The sequence below is a fragment of the Tritonibacter horizontis genome (assembly GCF_001518015.1).
Taxonomy (GTDB): Bacteria; Pseudomonadota; Alphaproteobacteria; order Rhodobacterales; family Rhodobacteraceae; genus Epibacterium; species Epibacterium horizontis.
Genome location: NZ_LPUY01000008.1, coordinates 1 through 17,460, shown reverse-complemented (window position 1 = coordinate 17,460; position 17,460 = coordinate 1). Strand labels below are relative to the sequence as shown.

Sequence of the window (17,460 nt, the reverse complement as noted above, 5' to 3'; positions counted from 1 at the left end):
CAGAAACAGCCCTGTTTCGCTATTTGGCGCAGCAGGGCTGGCGCCTTTGTGACCCCCGGCGTCTTTCTGGAGGGCGCAGCAATCAGGTCTGGCGTGCGGGCCGCGTGGTGGTCAAACTCTACCAGCCTGACCGACAAAACCCATTGTTTGCAAATGATCCGAGCCGGGAACGCCAAAGCCTGAGGGAGTTGAGCGGTACGGGAATGGTGCCGCGCTATGTGGCGCACGGTTACTGGCAAAATCGGGACTGGCTGATTTACACCCATCTGGCGGGTGGCCCTTGGACCCAGGATACCGCGCATGTTGCACGCCTGTTGGGGATCTTGCACGATCAGGCCGTCTTTGCCGGACTGCCGGATGGGGTCAATGGGTCGGTCGCGCTAGAGGCGCAGACGGAGGCGATTCTGGCCGTCACAGATTCCGCTGAAAGCGCAGAACTGATGACACAGCGCCCGCTGGGTCGGGTGCCGGAGACCCTGCAGACCGGGCTTATCCATGGCGATCCCGTGCCGGGAAACCTGATGGTGCACGACGGAACCCTGGCACTGATTGACTGGCAATGCCCGCAACGGGGGGACCCGGCGGAAGATCTGGCGTTGTTTCTGTCTCCGGCGATGCAGCTTTTGTACCGCGGCAGACCGTTGAGCGCGCTGGAGGAGACAGAATTCGTGGCCGCCTATCCGGATCGACGGGTTGTGTCCCGGTATTTCGCCCTAAAGCCTTGGTTCCATTGGCGTATGGCGGCCTATTGCCTGTGGCGTAACGACCGCCGGGCGCTGGCGCTGGAGCGGGCGGCGCTTCAATCCATCAGGCCGAGAACGGCATAGGCCGGGGGCATCAGCAGACGGCGGGCCCGCCCCAGGGGGAACCGGGGCAATCGCTGCATGAGCTTTGAATAGGGCACGTCAGGAGTCTTGTTCCGAACCAGATCCGCCAGCAGGTAGCCGGCATAGCTGCCCATCGCCACACCGTTGCCGTGGTAGCACAGGCCGGCAAACAAGCCGGGATGATCCGGCACCGCGCCAACAAAGGGCATCAGGGTGCGGGACAGGCAGACCATGCCGGACCAGCTATGTGTCGTCTCGATGTGGGACCAGGCTGGAAACAGCCCGTCAAAATGGCGGCGCAGAAGCGCGCGGATTTTTTCTTCTGATCGGGGGGATGAAATCAGGCCACCCCGCATGCCAAACAGGAACCGCCCGTCTGGCATCAGGCGAAAATAATGCAGCATGTGCCGGGTGTCATAGGCCATCTGGGCGCTGGTCCAGCCCTGCGCGGCCTGTTCCTCGGCTGAGATCGCACGGGTTACCATGACGGTGGATTGCGCAGGCATGTAGCGTCCGGCAAGCCAGCGCGGCAGGTTTTCGCTGGAATAGCCGTTGGTGGCGATCACCAGACGCGCGGCCCGAAGATGGCCCTGAGGGGTTTTGATCTGCCAACCGCTGGCATCCTGCGTGATGTCCGCGGCCGGGCTGTTCTGGTAAAAGCGTGCCCCGGCTGCCTGCGCGGCACGACCAAGACCAAAGAGATACTTGCGCGGGTTGAGCGCGAAGCCAACCGGGGTCGTGAGCGCGCCGTGAAACCCGCTGCCCAACCCCTGCGCGGCAAGATCCTGCCGCGCGACGAAATCGCCACCCGATGCTTCGGCCTCCGCCTGCAACGCTTTGCCAGACTTGGCGGAATGGGCCATCACGGTTTCCCCGTGCGAATGGGTATCGGCGTCGATCCCATGGCGGGCGATCAGGCGTTGCACCAGATGGACCGCTTCTTCTTCGCCCGCGTGATAGGTCTGCGTCTCCCTAGACCCGTGCAGCCGTGCCATTGTGGCCGCACCGAGTTTTGCACCGCCGAGACAGCAAAAACCACCGTTGCGCCCCGAAGCACCCCACCCGGGTGTTTCTGCTTCCAGTACCGCCACTTCCAGCCCGGCCTCTGCCAGGTGCAGGGCGGTAGAGGTTCCGGTGAAACCTCCGCCGATCACGGCGACATCGACGTGTTGGGTGCCGTCCAGTTCTGGCCAGACCGGCGCCGGGCAGGTTTCGTCCCACCAGCAACCGTGCCGCGGGCCAGGGCCATAGGCGTAGTCAGAAAAAATGCGGCGCATCATCAGCTGGTTCGCACCGCTTCCTGTTCTTCTTGTCGCTGTTTGACCAGCGCCCGCTTGCTGACCAGCGAGGCGCTGATCACACCTACGGTCACAATCCCGATCATGATGGTCGAAAGCGCGTTGATCTCTGGCGAAACGCCCAGACGCACCGCCGAAAAGATCTTGATCGGCAGGGTGGTGGCCGCAGGACCGGTGGTAAAGGAGGCAATGACCAGATCATCGAGCGACAGGGTAAAGGCCAGAAGCCAGCCGGAGACGACGGCGGGGGCGATGATCGGCAGGGTGACCAGCCGAAACGCTTCTGCCGCCGAACAGCCCAGATCCAGCGCCGCTTCTTCCAGCGACCGGTCAAAGGTTGCCAACCGTGAGGAGACCACCACGGAGACATAGCACATGGCAAAGGTCGTATGGGCCAGAACGATGGTCAGAACGCCACGATCCAGGCCGATGCCGATGAACAGCAGCAGCAAAGACAGGCCAGTAATCACCTCAGGCATCACCAACGGGGCATAAATCATGCCGGAGAACAGCGTCCGCCCCAGGAAGCGCCCGCTGCGCACCAGAACATAGGCCGCCATCGTCCCAAGCACGGTCGCAATGGTGGAAGAAAACACCGCGACCTTGATGGTGACCCAGGCGGCCTGCAGCATCGCCTCGTTCTGCATCAGCTCGCCGTACCATTTGGTCGAGAACCCGGCCCAGACGGTTACCAGCTTGCTTTCGTTGAAAGAAAACAGGATCAGGATCAGCATCGGAATGTAAAGAAAGGCAAATCCGAGGGTCAAGGAGACCACGTTGAAGGCGCTTAGACGTTTCATGTGTCGCTCTCCTGTTCCTTTTGCTGGTTGCGTTGGAACAACACGATCGGGACCACCAGAATCAGCAGCAGGATCACCGCCACCGCGCTTGCCACCGGCCAGTCACGGTTTGAGAAGAACTCTTCCCACAGGACCTTGCCGATCATCAGCGTGTCGGATCCGCCCAGCAGGGAGGGGATCACGAATTCACCCATGGCCGGGATAAAGACCAGGAAACAGCCGGCGATGATGCCGCCTTTGGACAGCGGAATGGTCACCAGCCAGAAGGCAGACATGCGCGAACAGCCCAGATCTTCGGCTGCTTCGATCAGGCTGTCGTCCATCCGGTCCAGTGCCGCATAAATCGGCAGGATCATAAAGGGCAGATAGGTATAGACGATGCCGATATAGACCGCCGTGGTGGTGTTGAGGATCTGCAAGGGTTCGGTGGCCAGACCCGTCCACAGCAGGAACTGATTGAGAAAACCCTCATTCGCCAGAATGCCCTTCCACGCGTAGACGCGGATCAGAAACGAAGTCCAGAACGGCAGAATCACCAGCATCATCAGCATCGGACGCCACTCTTCCGGGGCGCGGGCCATGCCATAGGCAATCGGGTAGCCCACAAAGAGGGTCAGGATGGTCGAGGTGAGCGCGATCTTCAGGCTGCTTAGATAGGCCTTCCAATAGAGGTCGTCCTCGATCAGCCAGGTGAAGTTTTCAAGGTCCAGCTGAGACAGAAACGCCCAGATCCCCTCGGCCCAGTCAAAGGTGGGCATATAGGGCGGACGGGCGATGGCCGCATCCGAAAGCGAGATTTTCAAAACGATGACAAAAGGCACCAGAAACAGCGCCAGCAGCCAGATGTAGGGGACGGAGATCAGGAGGAACCGGCGCATCAGTTCGCCAACAAGATGCCGCCAGAGGCGGTCCAGGACAGCCAGACGGTGTCTTCCCAGGTATAGGCCCGCCGCGAGATCCGGCGAGTGTTTGCGGTTTGCGCCTTGATCACATCGCCGGTCGGCAATTCAACGTGATAGGTCGACAGGTTCCCGAGATAGGCGATATCCAGAACCTTGCCCTGCACCGCGTTGGCGGCCTTGGCAGGACGGTCCGCGCTGATGGTGACCTTTTCCGGCCGAATCGCAAGATGCGCGGTTTGCCCGTCGGAAAAGATGTTCTGCGATTCCACGGTCAGCGGCTCGACCCCATCGCGCCAGTGCAGCGCGTAGCTGCCTTTGCCCGTCGCCGTCGCCTTGCCCTCGATCAGGTTCACATCACCAATGAAATCAGCAACATAAACTGAATTCGGCGCCTCGTAGATATCCGCCGGGGTTGCGACCTGTTTGACCTGGCCGTTGTCCATCACGGCGACGCGGCTGGCGACGGTCATCGCCTCTTCCTGATCGTGGGTCACGATGACGAAGGTGGTGCCGGTCTTTTCCTGGATGTCCATCAGCTCGAACTGGGTTTCTTCGCGCAACTTGCGATCCAATGCGCCGAGGGGTTCATCCAGCAGCAGCAGTTTCGGTGCCTTGGCGAGGCTGCGCGCCAGGGCGACCCGCTGGCGTTGACCACCGGAGATCTGATGCGGTTTGCGGCGGGCAAATTTTTCCAGTCGGGTCAGCCGCAGCATTTCATCAACCCGTGCGTTGATTTCGTTGCGGGGCATGCCTTCGCGTTTCAGGCCAAAGGCGATGTTTTCCCAGACACTCAGATGCGGAAACAGCGCGTAGGACTGGAACATCATGTTCACTGCGCGCTGGTTTGGCGGAACCGGGGCAATATCCTGACCGGCAAGGAAAATCTTGCCCTCAGTCGGGGCTTCGAACCCGGCGAGCATTCGCATCATCGTCGTCTTGCCACAGCCCGAAGGCCCAAGCAGCGCGAAAAATTCGCGTTCAAAGATGTCGATGGTGAGGTCGTCAATCGCCGTGAAATCGCCAAAGCGTTTGCTGACGTTCTGGAACTGGATCAACGGTTTTTCGTCGGGATCGTTCCAGGGTTCAAATACCGGTGTAGCCAAGTCTGCCCCCAAGCGGGCAGCACAATGGTCTACCCGTCGTCGTATGTTTGAAACGGCAGGACGACGTGCGCCCTGCCGGATGGATCAGCCTGAAGCGATCAGGTGCCGGATTTCACGCGGGTCCACAGACGGGTGACAACGCGCTGCACCTTCTGCGGGTAGGGGCCTTTGATGTAGGTGTTGTCCAGCGCCGCCGGGGTCGGGTAGATCGCCGGATCGCCGATCACGTCCTCGGCCAGGAACTCTTGCGAGGCCTTGTTGCCGTTGGCGTAGTAGACGTAGTTCGAAGCGGCCGCCATGTTCTCTGCATCGAGGATGAAGTCGATGAATTTATGGGCGGCTTCCGGGTTCGGGGCGTCAACCGGGATGGCCATTTGGTCAAACCACATCAACGCACCCTCGGACGGGGCGTTATAGGCGATTTCGACGCCATTGTCGGCCTCGGCGGCACGGTCACGCGCCTGCAAAATGTCGCCGGACCAGCCGAACGCCACGCAGATGTCGCCATTCGCAAGCGCATTGATGTATTCGGAGGAGTGGAATTTCTGAACATAGGGGCGCACGGCTTCGAGAACGCCGGCCGCTTTTTCCAGATCGTCGCTGTCCTGGCTGTTCGGGTCGAGGTCCAGATAGGTCAGGGCCGCCGGGATCATTTCATCCGGGGCATCCAGGAAATGCACGCCGCATTCGCCCAGTTTTTCCATGTTGGCCGGATCGAAAACCAGCGACAGGCTGTCGATGGGGGCATCTTCGCCCAGGGCTTCGGTCACCTTGCCGACATTGGCGCCAATGCCTGTGGTGCCCCACATGTAGTTGATCGAATAGTCGTTGTTGGGGTCAAACCGTGCGGTGCGGTCCTGGATCACATCCCAGAGGTTGCCGTAGTTTTCCAGTTTGTCCTTGTCGAGCGGCATGAACACTCCGGCCTGGATCTGACGCTGCAGGAACGATCCGGTCGGAACCACCACGTCATAGCCAGAGCCTCCGGCCAGCATTTTGGTTTCCAGCAGTTCGTTGGAATCAAAGACGTCGTAGATCAGGTTGATCCCGGTTTCTTCTTCGAATTTTGCCAGCAGCGATTCGTCGATGTAGTCCGACCAGTTGTAAACCCGCACTTCGTCCGCCGACGCGACGGCGGCGCTCAATGCGATGGTGGACACGATGGTGACCGTTTTCAGTGTCATGAGAAACTCCCCTGTGAGTGCCAGTGTCTTTTTGACCGGCTATGGGCTATTTTGATCAAGTTTTGCCTCATCCGGCAAGACACTTTATGTTTTCATCTGTAATTCCTTCGTGCAAGCTGCCCAAAAAATGGAAGGACCCAAGCCCGGTGACTGTGTCAAATCCACCCTCCGTTCAGGCCGCTGATGGGGCCGCAAAACAGCCCGCGCACGAACAGGTCTATCAGCGTCTGCGCGCCCAGATCCTGTTCGGGGAACTGGCACCGGGGCAGGCGGTGACGATACAAGGGCTGGTTGACGCGCTGGACAGCGGCATGACCCCGGTGCGCGAGGCCATCCGACGGCTGATCTCGGATGGTGCGCTGGTGTTTCAGGGCAACCGCCGTGTTTCGGTTCCCGAATTGCGCGCCGAAGATATAGATGAGCTTGTTTTTGCAAGAAAAACAATTGAGTGCGAGCTTGCCCGCCGGGCCGCGACGCGGATCCCAAGGGCCGAGATTGATGCGCTGGAGCAGTTGGATCTGACCCTGGACAAAGCCATCGCAACCGGCGACGTGGCAGGCTACCTGGCGTTGAATTACCAATTTCACACTGCCCTGAACCAATATGCCGACGCGCCCATTCTCGCGGATCTTGCGGACCGGCTGTGGCTGCGGTTCGGACCATCGCTGCGGGTGGTCTGCGGTCGCTTTGGCACCCAGAGCTTTCCGGACCGGCATAAGGACATTCTGGAAGGGCTGCGTAAAAAGGATGCGGATCTGGTTGTTCTGGCGATGGAAAGAGACGTGTTGCAGGGCATGGAGCAGGTTCGGGCCGGTCTGACGCCGGTCATCTGATTCGATTGACAGCTTCGTTTTTGATCATATTCTGGTCAAAACTGGCCCGCTCTGGAGTGACTCGAATGACTGACCTAACCAACCACCTGCCCACGGCAGAGCTGCAGGCGCTTGATGCCGCCCACCATATGCACCCGTTCACCGCCAACGGTGAATTGGCCCAGAAAGGTGTCCGCGTCATCACCCGGGCCAAAGGCGTGACCCTGACCGATAGCGAAGGCCACGAAATCCTGGACGCCATGGCAGGCCTGTGGTGCGTCAATGTTGGCTATGGGCGCGAAGAACTGGCCGATGTTGCGGCCCGTCAGATGCGCGAACTGCCCTATTACAACACGTTCTTTCAAACCACCCATGTGCCGGCCATCGCGCTGGCCGCCAAGATCGCCGAACTGGCGCCGGGAGACCTCAACAATGTGTTCTTTGCCGGTTCCGGCTCTGAGGCGAACGACACGAATATCCGCATGGTGCGCCACTACTGGGCGATGAAGGGCAAGCCGACCAAGTCCATTCTGATCTCGCGCAAGAACGCCTATCATGGCTCCTCTGTCGGGTCCGGGTCGCTGGGCGGCATGTCGGGCATGCACGCGCAGGGCGGGCTGCCGATTCCGGACATTCACCATATCAACCAGCCGAACTGGTGGGCCGAAGGCGGCGATGCAACGCCCGAGGATTTTGGTCTGGCCTGCGCTCAAGAACTGGAACAGGCAATTCTGGAACTGGGTGAAGATCGCGTGGCGGCCTTTATCGCCGAGCCGATCCAGGGGGCCGGCGGTGTTATCGTGCCGCCCGCGACCTATTGGCCGGAAATTCAGCGCATCTGCGACAAGTACGAAATCCTGTTGATCGCAGACGAGGTGATTTGCGGCTTTGGGCGCACGGGGGCCTGGTTCGGCAGCGAAACCATGGGCATACGTCCTGATATCATGACCATCGCCAAAGGTCTGTCGTCCGGCTACGCGCCCATCGGCGGCTCCATCGTTTCGGACGAAGTGGCGAGCGTGATTGCGCAGGGCGAGTTCAACCACGGTTATACCTATTCCGGTCACCCGGTCGCCGCCGCGGTGGCGCTGGAGAACCTGCGGATCCTCGAAGAGGAAAAGATTGTTGAGCGCGTGAAGACCGTAACCGCTCCCTACCTCAAGGAAAAATGGGAGGCACTGGTGGCGCACCCGCTGGTGGGTGAAGCGAATATTATCGGCATGATGGGGTCGATCACCCTGACGCCGAACAAGTCCACACGGGCCGCATTTGCCGCCGAGGCCGGCACGGTGGGCTACATCTGCCGCGAGCGGTGCTTTGCCAACAATCTCGTCATGCGCCACGTCGGCGACCGGATGATCATCTCTCCGCCGCTGGTCATCACCGAAGCAGAGATCGACACGTTGATCGCCCGCGCCACCACGTCGCTGGACGAATGCCTGGCCCAGATCGAGGCTGAAGGTCTGAACGTTTCAGCCTGATTTTCGGGCGTTCCGAAACGACAGGATCAACCAGAAACATGTCGTTTTTGGTTGATCCGCGGGCTTAATCCGGCCGAATCTTTTGATTTTCCGGTCAAGCCCGCCTTCATTTTGATTTCAGATTTCAGGCCATACGCGCAAATGCGGCATCAAACAGGCGCAATCTGAACTGTATTGCCTGCTTTTTAGAGACGAACGGCCTGCAATAGCGGAATTGAACAGGGGACGGTTGCGCCGGGTCACCCATGTGTGCTTACAATTCCAGCAAGAAGCGCGGAAACATATCCGGCAAGAAGAAAAAATCACGGGGAGCCTGCTTTTGGCTGATGCGTCTAATTCCGATGCGTTCGTAGAGTTCGAACGCGTTCAAAAGAGCTATGACGGCGAGACTCTTGTCGTCAAAGACTTGAATCTCTCCCTGCCGAAGGGTGAGTTCCTGACAATGCTCGGGCCCTCAGGGTCGGGCAAGACCACATGCCTGATGATGCTGGCGGGGTTTGAAACGGCGACCCACGGCGATATTCGCCTTGATGGGACGTCGATCAACAACATCCCGCCCCACAAGCGCGGCATCGGGATGGTCTTTCAGAACTACGCGCTGTTCCCGCATATGACGATTGCCGAAAACCTCAGCTTTCCGCTGGAAGTGCGCGGTTTGGGCAAATCGGATCGCGAGGCCAAGGTCAAACGCGCTCTCGACATGGTCGAGATGGGGACATTTGGGGGCCGCCGTCCGGCCCAGCTTTCGGGGGGGCAGCAGCAACGTGTGGCCCTTGCCCGTGCATTGGTGTTCGAACCGGAGCTGGTGCTGATGGACGAACCGCTCGGCGCGCTCGACAAGCAGCTGCGCGAAAAGATGCAGTTTGAAATCACCCATCTTGCGCATCAGCTTGGCATCACCACGGTCTATGTAACCCACGACCAGACCGAAGCCTTGACGATGTCGGACCGTGTTGCGGTGTTCAATGATGGCCGCATCCAGCAGCTCGCGCCGCCGGATCAGCTGTATGAAGAGCCCGCGAACAGCTTCGTGGCGCAGTTCATCGGCGAGAACAACACGCTCGAAGGTGTGATCAAGGAAATCCGCGAAGGTCACGCCCTGGTGCAACTGGATGGGGGCGAGCTGATCGCCTGCACCCCGGTCAACGTTTCCGAGGCCGGGCAGCGCACCCGCGTGTCGATCCGCCCGGAGCGTGTCGAATACAACAAGGAACGCCTGCAGGAAGGCGCACACACCCTCAAGGCCGAGGTGCTGGAGTTCATCTATATGGGTGACATCTTCCGCACGCGCCTGCGGGTGGCGGGCAACAAGGACTTTATCATCAAGACCCGGAACGCCCCTGACCAGGTTCGGCTTCAGCCCGGACAGCAAATCGAAATCGGTTGGCTGCCCGAGGACTGCCGCGCGCTGGACGCCTGACGCGCGCCCAGCACCGCATAGGAACCCCTGGCGACGTTCAATGGACCGGGGGGCCAATCACCTGAACAATCAGTGTCTCAACAATGGAGTATACACTTATGAAACTGCGTAACCTGACGGCACTTGCCGCCACGACCGCCCTCTGCGCGCCGATGGCCTTTGCTGCAGATATGGCTGACGAAATGACCATCGTGTCCTGGGGTGGAGCCTACTCCAACTCCCAGATCAAAGCGTATAGCGAGCCCTATGCCGAAAAGACCGGCGTCACCATCATCAACGATGAAAGCTCCGCCGAAGCGGTCGCCAAACTGCGCGCGATGAACGAAGCGGGCAATGTCACCTGGGATGTGGTTGACGTTGTGGCTGCCGACGCGATGCGTCTGTGTGACGAAGGTCTGGCGATGGAAATCGACCCGGACGAGCATCTGGCCCCCGCGCCCGATGGCACCTCTGCCGAAGACGACTTTGGCGACCTGCTGGTCTCCGACTGCTTCATCCCGCAGATCGTTTATTCCACCACCTTCGGCTATCGCACCGATCTGGTTGGCGATACCCCGCCCTCCAAAATCTGCGATGTGTTCGATCTCGAAGCCTATCCGGGCAAGCGCGCGCTGGAAAAGCGTCCGATCAACAACATGGAATGGGCTCTGCTTTGCGACGGTGTCGCCAAGGAAGACGTCTATGACGTGCTGGAAACCGAAGAAGGTCAAGAGCAGGCGCTGGCCAAGCTCGACACCATCAAGGACAGCGTGATCTGGTGGTCCGCCGGTGCCGACACACCGCAGCTGCTCGCCGATGGCGAAGTTGTGATGGGCTCCACCTACAACGGCCGTCTGTTCTCCGTGATCGAAGAGCAGGACCAGCCCGTTGCGATGCTCTGGGACGCGCAGGTGTTCGACCTTGACGGTTGGATCATTCCTGCCGGTCTGTCCGACGAGCGCAAGGCCCGCGCCCTGGACTACATCTACTTCGCCACCGACACGCAGCGTCTTGCGGATCAGGCAAAGTACATTTCCTACGGTCCGGCCCGTGCCTCCTCCGCTCCGCTGGTGGGTCAGCACGCCGAACTGGGTATCGACATGGCGCCTCACATGCCGACCGATCCCGAAAACTCCAAGAACACGTTCCTCTACAACTACGAGTTCTGGGCTGACTATCGCGACGACATCGACGCGAAATTCCAGGCGTGGCTGGCCAAGTAATCTGGCCTGATGCCTTTGCCGGAGAGCGTATCGCGCTCTCCGGCCTCCTCTCTGGCACAGCAGTGCCACAGCCTGCGGATGGCAGAGAGACCAAGCCCGAGACACTGAGATCTGCGGGAAAAAAACAGGGACAATCATGAGTGACACAACTCAATCCGGCCCGGTCCTTTCGGCTGACGGCACGCCGCTGAAACGCAGCCTTGCACGCGCGTTGCGGATGCAAAAGGTCCGCGCGCTGATGCTGATCGCGCCGCTGCTGATCTTTATTCTTCTGACCTTCATTCTCCCGATTGCGGATATGTTGTTCCGCTCGGTCGAGAATCGCATCGTTGCCGATACGCTGTCTGAAACCGTCGTGACCCTCGAAGAGTGGGACGCCATGAGCGGCGACGCGCCGGGCGAAGCGGTTTATGAAAGCCTGTATTACGATCTTTTCGTGGCGGCCGAAGCCAAGGAACACACGAAACTGGGCACCCGCCTGAACTACGAACAAACCGGCATTTCATCCCTGTTCCGCAGCAGTGGTCGCAAGATGGATGATTTTGGCGAAGACCACGTCGAAGCGATCGAAGACGCCAGCGACGGCGCCCTCAAGGACGCGGCGCTGTGGTACGAGATCATGACCGGCGGCAGCTCCGATGCTGGCAATACCGAACTGCTCAAGGCGCAGCGCAGCAAGATGGCGCAGCTGACCGGCGAAGGGTTCGGTGGTGATATCGGATTTGTGCCCGGCGCAGACATCTCCGAGACATTCCCCCGCCTGGCCCGCGCCTACACGGATTTCGCACTCTTCGTTGCTGTGATGGACGGCGATGTGGTCGCCGAAGAAGACCCCTGGGAAAGCGTCTTTGTCGCCTTCGCACAGGAAGTCCAAGCCCCCGGTGGCGCTGAAAAGATCGCGGGATATACAGGTCCGGGCGCTGCCGAACTGCAAGCCGCAGCCGCAGCTCTGGCCGATCTGGAGCCGATTTCTTTCAAACAGACCTTTGTCGATATCGACGAAGACTGGGAAGATGTCGGCAACTGGCGCACCATCCAGACCTACAGCCCGAAATACACCAGCGGTTATTTCCTGAACTCCATCGACATGCAAAAAGGTGTCGACGGTGCCGAAGCACGGCCCGAGAACCAGCAAATCTATATCACGCTGTTCAAGCGCACGATGTTCATGTCGCTGGTGATCACCGGGTCCTGCATTCTTCTGGGCTACCCGGTGGCCTGGATCCTGGCGAACCTGCCGACACGCACGGCGAACTTGCTGATGATCCTGGTGCTGCTGCCGTTCTGGACCTCGCTGCTGGTACGGACCTCCGCGTGGAAGGTGATGCTGCAACAACAGGGCGTGATCAACGACGTGCTGGTCTGGCTTGGCCTTGTTGCGGATGACGCGCGGCTTGTGATGATCAACAACCAGTTCGGGACTATCGTCGCGATGACCCACATCCTGCTGCCGTTCATGATCCTGCCGATGTATTCGGTGATGCAGACCATCAACCCGACGTATCTGAGGGCGGCCAAATCGCTGGGCGCGACCAACTGGACCGCTTTCTGGCGGGTCTATTTCCCGCAGTCTGTGCCGGGCATTGGCGCGGGGTCGATCCTCGTGTTCATCCTGTCCATCGGGTACTACATCACGCCGGAAATCGTTGGCGGCACCAAGGGTGTCTTTATCTCCAACCGGATCGCCTACCACATTTCGTCCTCGCTCAACTGGGGTCTGGCTGCGGCGCTCGGGACCATCCTTCTGGCGGTCGTGCTGCTCCTGTACTGGGCCTATGACAAGATCGTCGGCATCGACAACGTGAAGCTGGGATAAGACAACATGGCACTGACACCTGTTCAACACCAAACCCCTGCCTTCACCGCCGCCGTCGCGGCCGGGGCAGGGGCGCTATTCGGCCTCTTTGTCGGCACTGCCCAAGGGTCCGGTATCCTCGGCCTCATCGTCGGCGCGATTGTGCTGGGGGCGATGGGCTTCGTGCTGACGGGCATGATCTCGCAGGCCAAACCCATTCGCTGGGCCATTCTCGGAATCTTTGCCGTGCTGGGGTTTCTGGTCGGCGGCATGCCCGCGATGGTGCTTGGCGCCTTGTTCGGCTGGTTCACGGGGTGGTTCATCTTCTGGATCGCCACCTCCAGCTATCGCAAGCGCCTGCCGCCCTATCTGACACCGGGGCAAGTCCTGTGGCACTTTAGCTTCCGGGTGATCTGCGGCGCGATCTTCGTGTTCCTGATCACACCGATCCTCGTGGTGATGCCGCTGTCGTTCAATGCCGAGAACTTCTTTACCTTCACCCCAGAGATGCTGCGGTTCGATCCGGCGGGCTATTCGCTGAAACACTATCGCGATTTCCTGTCGAACGATGGCTGGCAGCAGGCGTTGTGGAATTCCCTGCGCATCGCGCCGATGGCGACGATCCTGTCGGTGGGCTTTGGCACCCTGGCGGCCATCGGTCTCAGCCAGCCGCATGTCCCGTTCCGCCGGGCGATCATGGCGATCCTGATTTCGCCGATGATCGTGCCGCTGATCATCTCTGCTGCGGGCATGTATTTCTTCTACAGCCGGATCGGTTTGCAGGGCACCTATATGGGCGTTGTTCTGGCCCATGCGGCGCTGGGCATTCCCTTTGTCATCATCACGGTAACGGCAACGCTCGTTGGCTTTGACCACTCGCTGACCCGCGCGGCGGCGAACATGGGGGCCGGTCCGGTGACGACGTTCTTCCGGGTCCAGATGCCGTTGATTCTGCCCGGTGTGATCTCTGGTGGTCTCTTTGCCTTTATCACCTCGTTTGATGAGGTGGTGGTGGTGCTCTTTGTGGGGTCGGCCGGACAAAAAACCCTGCCCTGGCAGATGTTCATCGGCCTGCGCGAACAGATCTCGCCGACCATTCTGGCGGTGGCGACCATTCTGGTGGGGATTTCGATCTGTCTGCTGACCACGGTAGAGCTGCTGCGGCGTCGGTCCGAACGGCTGCGGGGCATGTCGCCCAGCTGACGGAACCCACCCGGGACACGGCTATAACAACAAAGCCCCGCCAACCGGCGGGGCTTTGTCGTTGCGGGGGGCAAGAGGGATCGGATCAGCGCAGCGTCTTCAACAGGTTGAGAGAGGCATAGCCATCGGGCACCAACCCTTTGGCGCTTTGAAAGTCGCGAATGGCGGCAATGGTCTTGGGCCCGATCCGGCCATCCACCCCTTGCGTGTTGAACCCGGCCCGGGTGAGCCGCCGTTGCATTTCCTGCCGTTCCGCGAAGGTCAGCGCCCGGTCGCCGCGCGGCCAGTCTCCCTTGATGCGCGGCCCGCCTTTCAGCCGGTCGCTGAGGTGGCCAACGCCTATCACATAGGCATCGGCCGTGTTGTAGCGTTCAATCACCGCAAAGTTCCTGAAGATCATGAAGGCCGCGCCCTTGCCGCCCGCAGGCAGCAGGATCGAGGCCGCGCCGTGATCCGCCACGGGGGCGCCATCCATATCAAGCACGCCGAGTTTGGCCCAGTCTGCGGGGCTTTTCTGGATCTTGCGATTGGCGAGCCTGTAGTCAAACCCTTGCGGCAGCGCGACTTCTACCCCCCAGGGCTGGCCAGTGACCCAGCCGAATTTCTTCAGGTAGGCGGCGGTTGACGCCAGCGCATCGCTGGGATCGTCCGACCAGATGTCGCGTTTGCCATCGCCAGTGAAATCCACTGCATAATCGAGGTAGGAGGTGGGGATGAACTGGGTATGTCCCATCGCGCCGGCCCAGCTGCCGATCATGTCGCGGGGGTCCACATCGCCGGCTTCGATGATCTTCAGCGCCGCCACCAGCTGCGCTTCGAAAAAGGCGCCGCGGCGGCCGTCAAAGGCCAGGGTCGCCAGCGATTGCACGATATCGTCGTCGCCCCGATAGCTGCCATAGTTGCTCTCCAACCCCCAGACCGCGACCACGACCTCCTTGTCGACGCCATAGGTCTGCTCGATCCGGTTCAAGAGCGCTTGGCGGGCCGCCAGCGCGCTTTTGCCATTGGTAACGCGCGCGTCCGAGGCGGCGCTGTCGAGATAGTCCCAGATCGTCTTGGTGAATTCGGATTGGTTACGGTCCCGCTTGATCGCCTTGGCGTCGTAGGTGACCCCCTTAAACGCCGCATCGAGCGTCGCTGTGCTGAGGCCTGCCGCCCGGGCCCGGGTCCGAAAATCGCCGATCCAGTCCTGCAGCAGGCTGTTTGCCGTGGCCTCCGCCACATTGGTTGCCCGGCTCGCCTGCAGCGGCGCAGTCCCGGCAGCGCGCGCAACCGGGCGCGGCGTGACCTGAACCGCTGCCAGCGTCAGATCGTCACCGCTGCCCGATCCGGCACCGGGCCGGTCAGGACGCAGAAGCGGCCGGGGGGCCTCTTGCGGCGCGGCATTCTCCGGCGTCGCAGCATTGATCGCATCTGCCTGAAGGGCGACCCCGAGACAGAGCGCCGTCTTGACCCAATTGCGCATCCTAAACCTCAACATCTGTTTTTCGTTGCCTCCACCCTATCTGGCGCGGGCCTGTGGAAAAAGGGGCGTCCGGTTGTCGGCGACCCCTGCGCGCCGCTTTGCCCATCAGCGGGCATTTTGTCGCTGCAGGTGATCCAGCGCATCCCGGTAAAGGACGACCCGTTGCGGGCGAAAGGAGGTCGCGGTCACCACAAGCTGCGTCATCCGGTCGAGGCGAAAGACCCGGACTCCCTGTCGCAAGTGGCACCAGGCGATGAGGACCGAGGAGGTGTCGAAATAGACCAGGCCAAGCGGCCTGACCTGACGCTGGCTTTCTGCTCCCTTGGCATCGCGATAGGCAAAGGTGACTTCCCTTTCCTCCCAGGTCGCCTGCCGCAAGACCGCTGGGTCGACGGTCGGCGGCGCGGGGGGCGTGAAACTATGCGCCGAAAGCACCGCATGTTGCAGCCTGTCCGCCTGGCTTTGCGGCAATCTGGCGCGCAGTTTCTTCAGGGCGGTGCGCGCCGCCGCCGCCAGATCGGGATCGCCTTTTTGCTGCACCTCGCAGAGGCCCAGCACCAGGGCCTCCAGCTCTGTGGCGTGAAAGCCAAGCGGCGGCAGGACCGCATCCTCGATCAGGGTAAAGCCAAAGCCCGCCGCCCCGTCGATCACCGCGCCGAGGCTCCGTAAGGCGTCGATGTCGCGGTGTATGGTCCGGGGCGACACCCCGAGGTCGTCCGCCAATTGCCCGGCGGTGACCGGCGGCGGATATTGTCGCAGGCTTTGCATCAGCCGAAAGAGCCGCTCAGTCTTGGTCATGGCTGTGATCGCTTTGTCGTGATGGGGTCAGGTTAGCCGAACCCTAATGACAGAAACTGTCAATAGCGGCTTTTAGTACGGACGACATCACATCCCAAACTGGAGATCACAGATGTTGACCCTATTGAGCCACGGCGGCAGCGGCGAATTCTACAGCTACAGCATGTTCTGCACCAAGGCGGCCTGCCTTTTGCAATTGTCCGGCCAGCCCTGGCAGCGGCAGGATATGTTTGACCCGCAGGAAATGGCGGCAATGCCCTTTGGCAAATTGCCGGTGCTGCAGGATGAACAGGGCGCCCTGATCCCCGACAGCGAAGGCATCCGGGGCTGGCTGGAAGCCCGCGGTATCGACTTTGACCCGGGGCTCGATGCCCGTCAAAAGGCGCAGTCGCGGCTGGTTATCCGGATGCTGGACGAAGCGCTCTGGGTGCAGGTGCTATGCGCGCGATGGCTGGAGCAGGACGGCTGGGAGGCCATGTTGTCGTCGGTCTTTGCAGGCGTGCCGGAGGCGGCGCTGACCGATTTTCGCGCGGGCGTCCTGGCAGGGTTGCATTTCGTCGGCCATGGGCGGTTTGCGCGGGACGAACGCCTCCGGCGGCTTGATCAGGATCTGACGGCGCTGGATGGAGTCCTGGGGGACAAACCCTATTTGTTCGGTGCGGCGATGACAGCAGCAGACTGTTCCGCGATGCCGATGCTGGAGGCAGTGTCTCGCGCCCCGGCAAGCCCGTCCGTCGTTGCGGTCGCACAGAAATACCCGCGTCTTCTGGCCTATGTGGACCGGGTCAGAACAACGGTGGCGCTGACGTTACCACAGGTGGCCTGACGCAGGCGACGGTGTGCAACAGGGCGCCGGGCGGGGAGGGGGGCGCTCCCCGCGCGCCCCTCTTGCATGGAACATGCAAACGGGCCCTTTGGGCCCGGCAGGCCGCGCCAAAAGGCGCGGCCTGCCACCGCGCACCGGAAACCGGGGCGCAATCCCTGGGGCGTGGCACCGCATCAGGCACTGGCGGCCGAGCGGCTCAGGTCCGTTTGCGCGCAACCTTGCGTTTGACCTTGGCGGCCTTGTGCTTGGACTTTGCCGCCTTGCCACGCGGCACCGTTCGCCCTGCGGGGCTGCGACGTCGCCCGCCCGTGCCAGAGCCGCCGCCGCTGGGCAGGTCGGCTCCC

15 protein-coding genes are annotated in these 17,460 nt (G+C 61.0%); 8 read left to right on the top strand and 7 right to left on the bottom strand.

The genetic code is table 11. From position 1 onward, the window contains the following. The first annotated feature begins 23 nt into the window (after positions 1-23). A complete protein-coding gene (locus TRIHO_RS00375) occupies positions 24-827 on the top strand; it encodes a phosphotransferase family protein (protein WP_269745347.1) in 804 nt (267 codons plus the stop codon). Here the strand turns inward: TRIHO_RS00375 and TRIHO_RS00370 are convergent. From TRIHO_RS00370 to TRIHO_RS00350, 5 genes are all read right to left on the bottom strand, one after another. Continuing rightward, positions 800-2,107 carry an NAD(P)/FAD-dependent oxidoreductase gene (locus tag TRIHO_RS00370; RefSeq protein ID WP_068239139.1) on the bottom strand — a complete coding sequence of 436 codons (1,308 nt, stop codon included), beginning with the start codon at positions 2,105-2,107 and terminating at the stop codon, positions 800-802. The two genes, TRIHO_RS00375 and TRIHO_RS00370, sit on opposite strands and share 28 nt — an antisense overlap. Next, a complete protein-coding gene (locus tag TRIHO_RS00365) occupies positions 2,107-2,925 on the bottom strand; it encodes an ABC transporter permease (protein ID WP_068239137.1) in 819 nt (272 codons plus the stop codon). Before TRIHO_RS00365 ends, TRIHO_RS00370 begins: the two co-directional genes overlap by 1 nt. After that, the gene (locus tag TRIHO_RS00360; protein WP_068239135.1) at positions 2,922-3,803 is read right to left on the bottom strand and encodes an ABC transporter permease subunit; all 882 of its coding nucleotides are present in this window, start codon (positions 3,801-3,803) and stop codon (positions 2,922-2,924) included. The genes TRIHO_RS00365 and TRIHO_RS00360 overlap by 4 nt, the downstream gene beginning before the upstream one ends. After that, positions 3,803-4,930, bottom strand: a complete 1,128-nt coding sequence (locus TRIHO_RS00355) for an ABC transporter ATP-binding protein (RefSeq protein ID WP_106406138.1) — start codon at positions 4,928-4,930, stop codon at positions 3,803-3,805. The genes TRIHO_RS00360 and TRIHO_RS00355 overlap by 1 nt, the downstream gene beginning before the upstream one ends. Positions 4,931-5,028: 98 nt before the next feature. Next, positions 5,029-6,114, bottom strand: coding sequence for a polyamine ABC transporter substrate-binding protein (locus TRIHO_RS00350; RefSeq protein WP_068239129.1), 1,086 nt, complete (start codon positions 6,112-6,114; stop codon positions 5,029-5,031). 86 nt (positions 6,115-6,200) lie between these two features. On the opposite strand from TRIHO_RS00350, the gene TRIHO_RS00345 reads away from it, so the two are divergent. The 6 genes from TRIHO_RS00345 (at position 6,201) to TRIHO_RS00320 (ending at position 14,027) form a co-directional block, all read left to right on the top strand. Next, a complete protein-coding gene (locus TRIHO_RS00345; protein WP_068239126.1) occupies positions 6,201-6,947 on the top strand; it encodes a GntR family transcriptional regulator in 747 nt (248 codons plus the stop codon). Positions 6,948-7,012: 65 nt separating this feature from the next. Further along, a complete protein-coding gene (locus TRIHO_RS00340; RefSeq protein ID WP_068239125.1) occupies positions 7,013-8,407 on the top strand; it encodes an aspartate aminotransferase family protein in 1,395 nt (464 codons plus the stop codon). Positions 8,408-8,726: 319 nt separating this feature from the next. Next, positions 8,727-9,827, top strand: a complete 1,101-nt coding sequence (locus tag TRIHO_RS00335) for an ABC transporter ATP-binding protein (RefSeq protein ID WP_068239880.1) — start codon at positions 8,727-8,729, stop codon at positions 9,825-9,827. A gap of 98 nt (positions 9,828-9,925) precedes the next feature. Further along, positions 9,926-11,029: an extracellular solute-binding protein gene (locus TRIHO_RS00330; protein ID WP_068239124.1), complete on the top strand. Its 1,104-nt coding sequence runs from the start codon at positions 9,926-9,928 to the stop codon at positions 11,027-11,029. A 136-nt stretch (positions 11,030-11,165) separates the two neighbouring features. After that, the gene (locus TRIHO_RS00325) at positions 11,166-12,845 is read left to right on the top strand and encodes an ABC transporter permease (protein ID WP_068239123.1); all 1,680 of its coding nucleotides are present in this window, start codon (positions 11,166-11,168) and stop codon (positions 12,843-12,845) included. A 6-nt stretch (positions 12,846-12,851) separates the two neighbouring features. After that, on the top strand, positions 12,852-14,027 hold the full coding sequence (locus TRIHO_RS00320) for an ABC transporter permease (RefSeq protein ID WP_068239121.1): 1,176 nt from the start codon (positions 12,852-12,854) through the stop codon (positions 14,025-14,027). 85 nt (positions 14,028-14,112) lie between these two features. On the opposite strand, the gene TRIHO_RS00315 is transcribed toward TRIHO_RS00320, so the two are convergent. Together TRIHO_RS00315 and TRIHO_RS00310 are read right to left on the bottom strand one after the other, a co-directional pair. Continuing rightward, the gene (locus tag TRIHO_RS00315; RefSeq protein WP_408646148.1) at positions 14,113-15,507 is read right to left on the bottom strand and encodes a lytic murein transglycosylase; all 1,395 of its coding nucleotides are present in this window, start codon (positions 15,505-15,507) and stop codon (positions 14,113-14,115) included. A gap of 90 nt (positions 15,508-15,597) precedes the next feature. After that, positions 15,598-16,290, bottom strand: a complete 693-nt coding sequence (locus TRIHO_RS00310; RefSeq protein ID WP_068239117.1) for a helix-turn-helix transcriptional regulator — start codon at positions 16,288-16,290, stop codon at positions 15,598-15,600. Positions 16,291-16,402: 112 nt separating this feature from the next. On the opposite strand from TRIHO_RS00310, the gene TRIHO_RS00305 reads away from it, so the two are divergent. Next, complete coding sequence (locus TRIHO_RS00305) at positions 16,403-17,116, top strand: glutathione S-transferase family protein (protein WP_068239114.1); 714 nt, start codon at positions 16,403-16,405, stop codon at positions 17,114-17,116. Positions 17,117-17,460 lie beyond the last annotated feature (344 nt).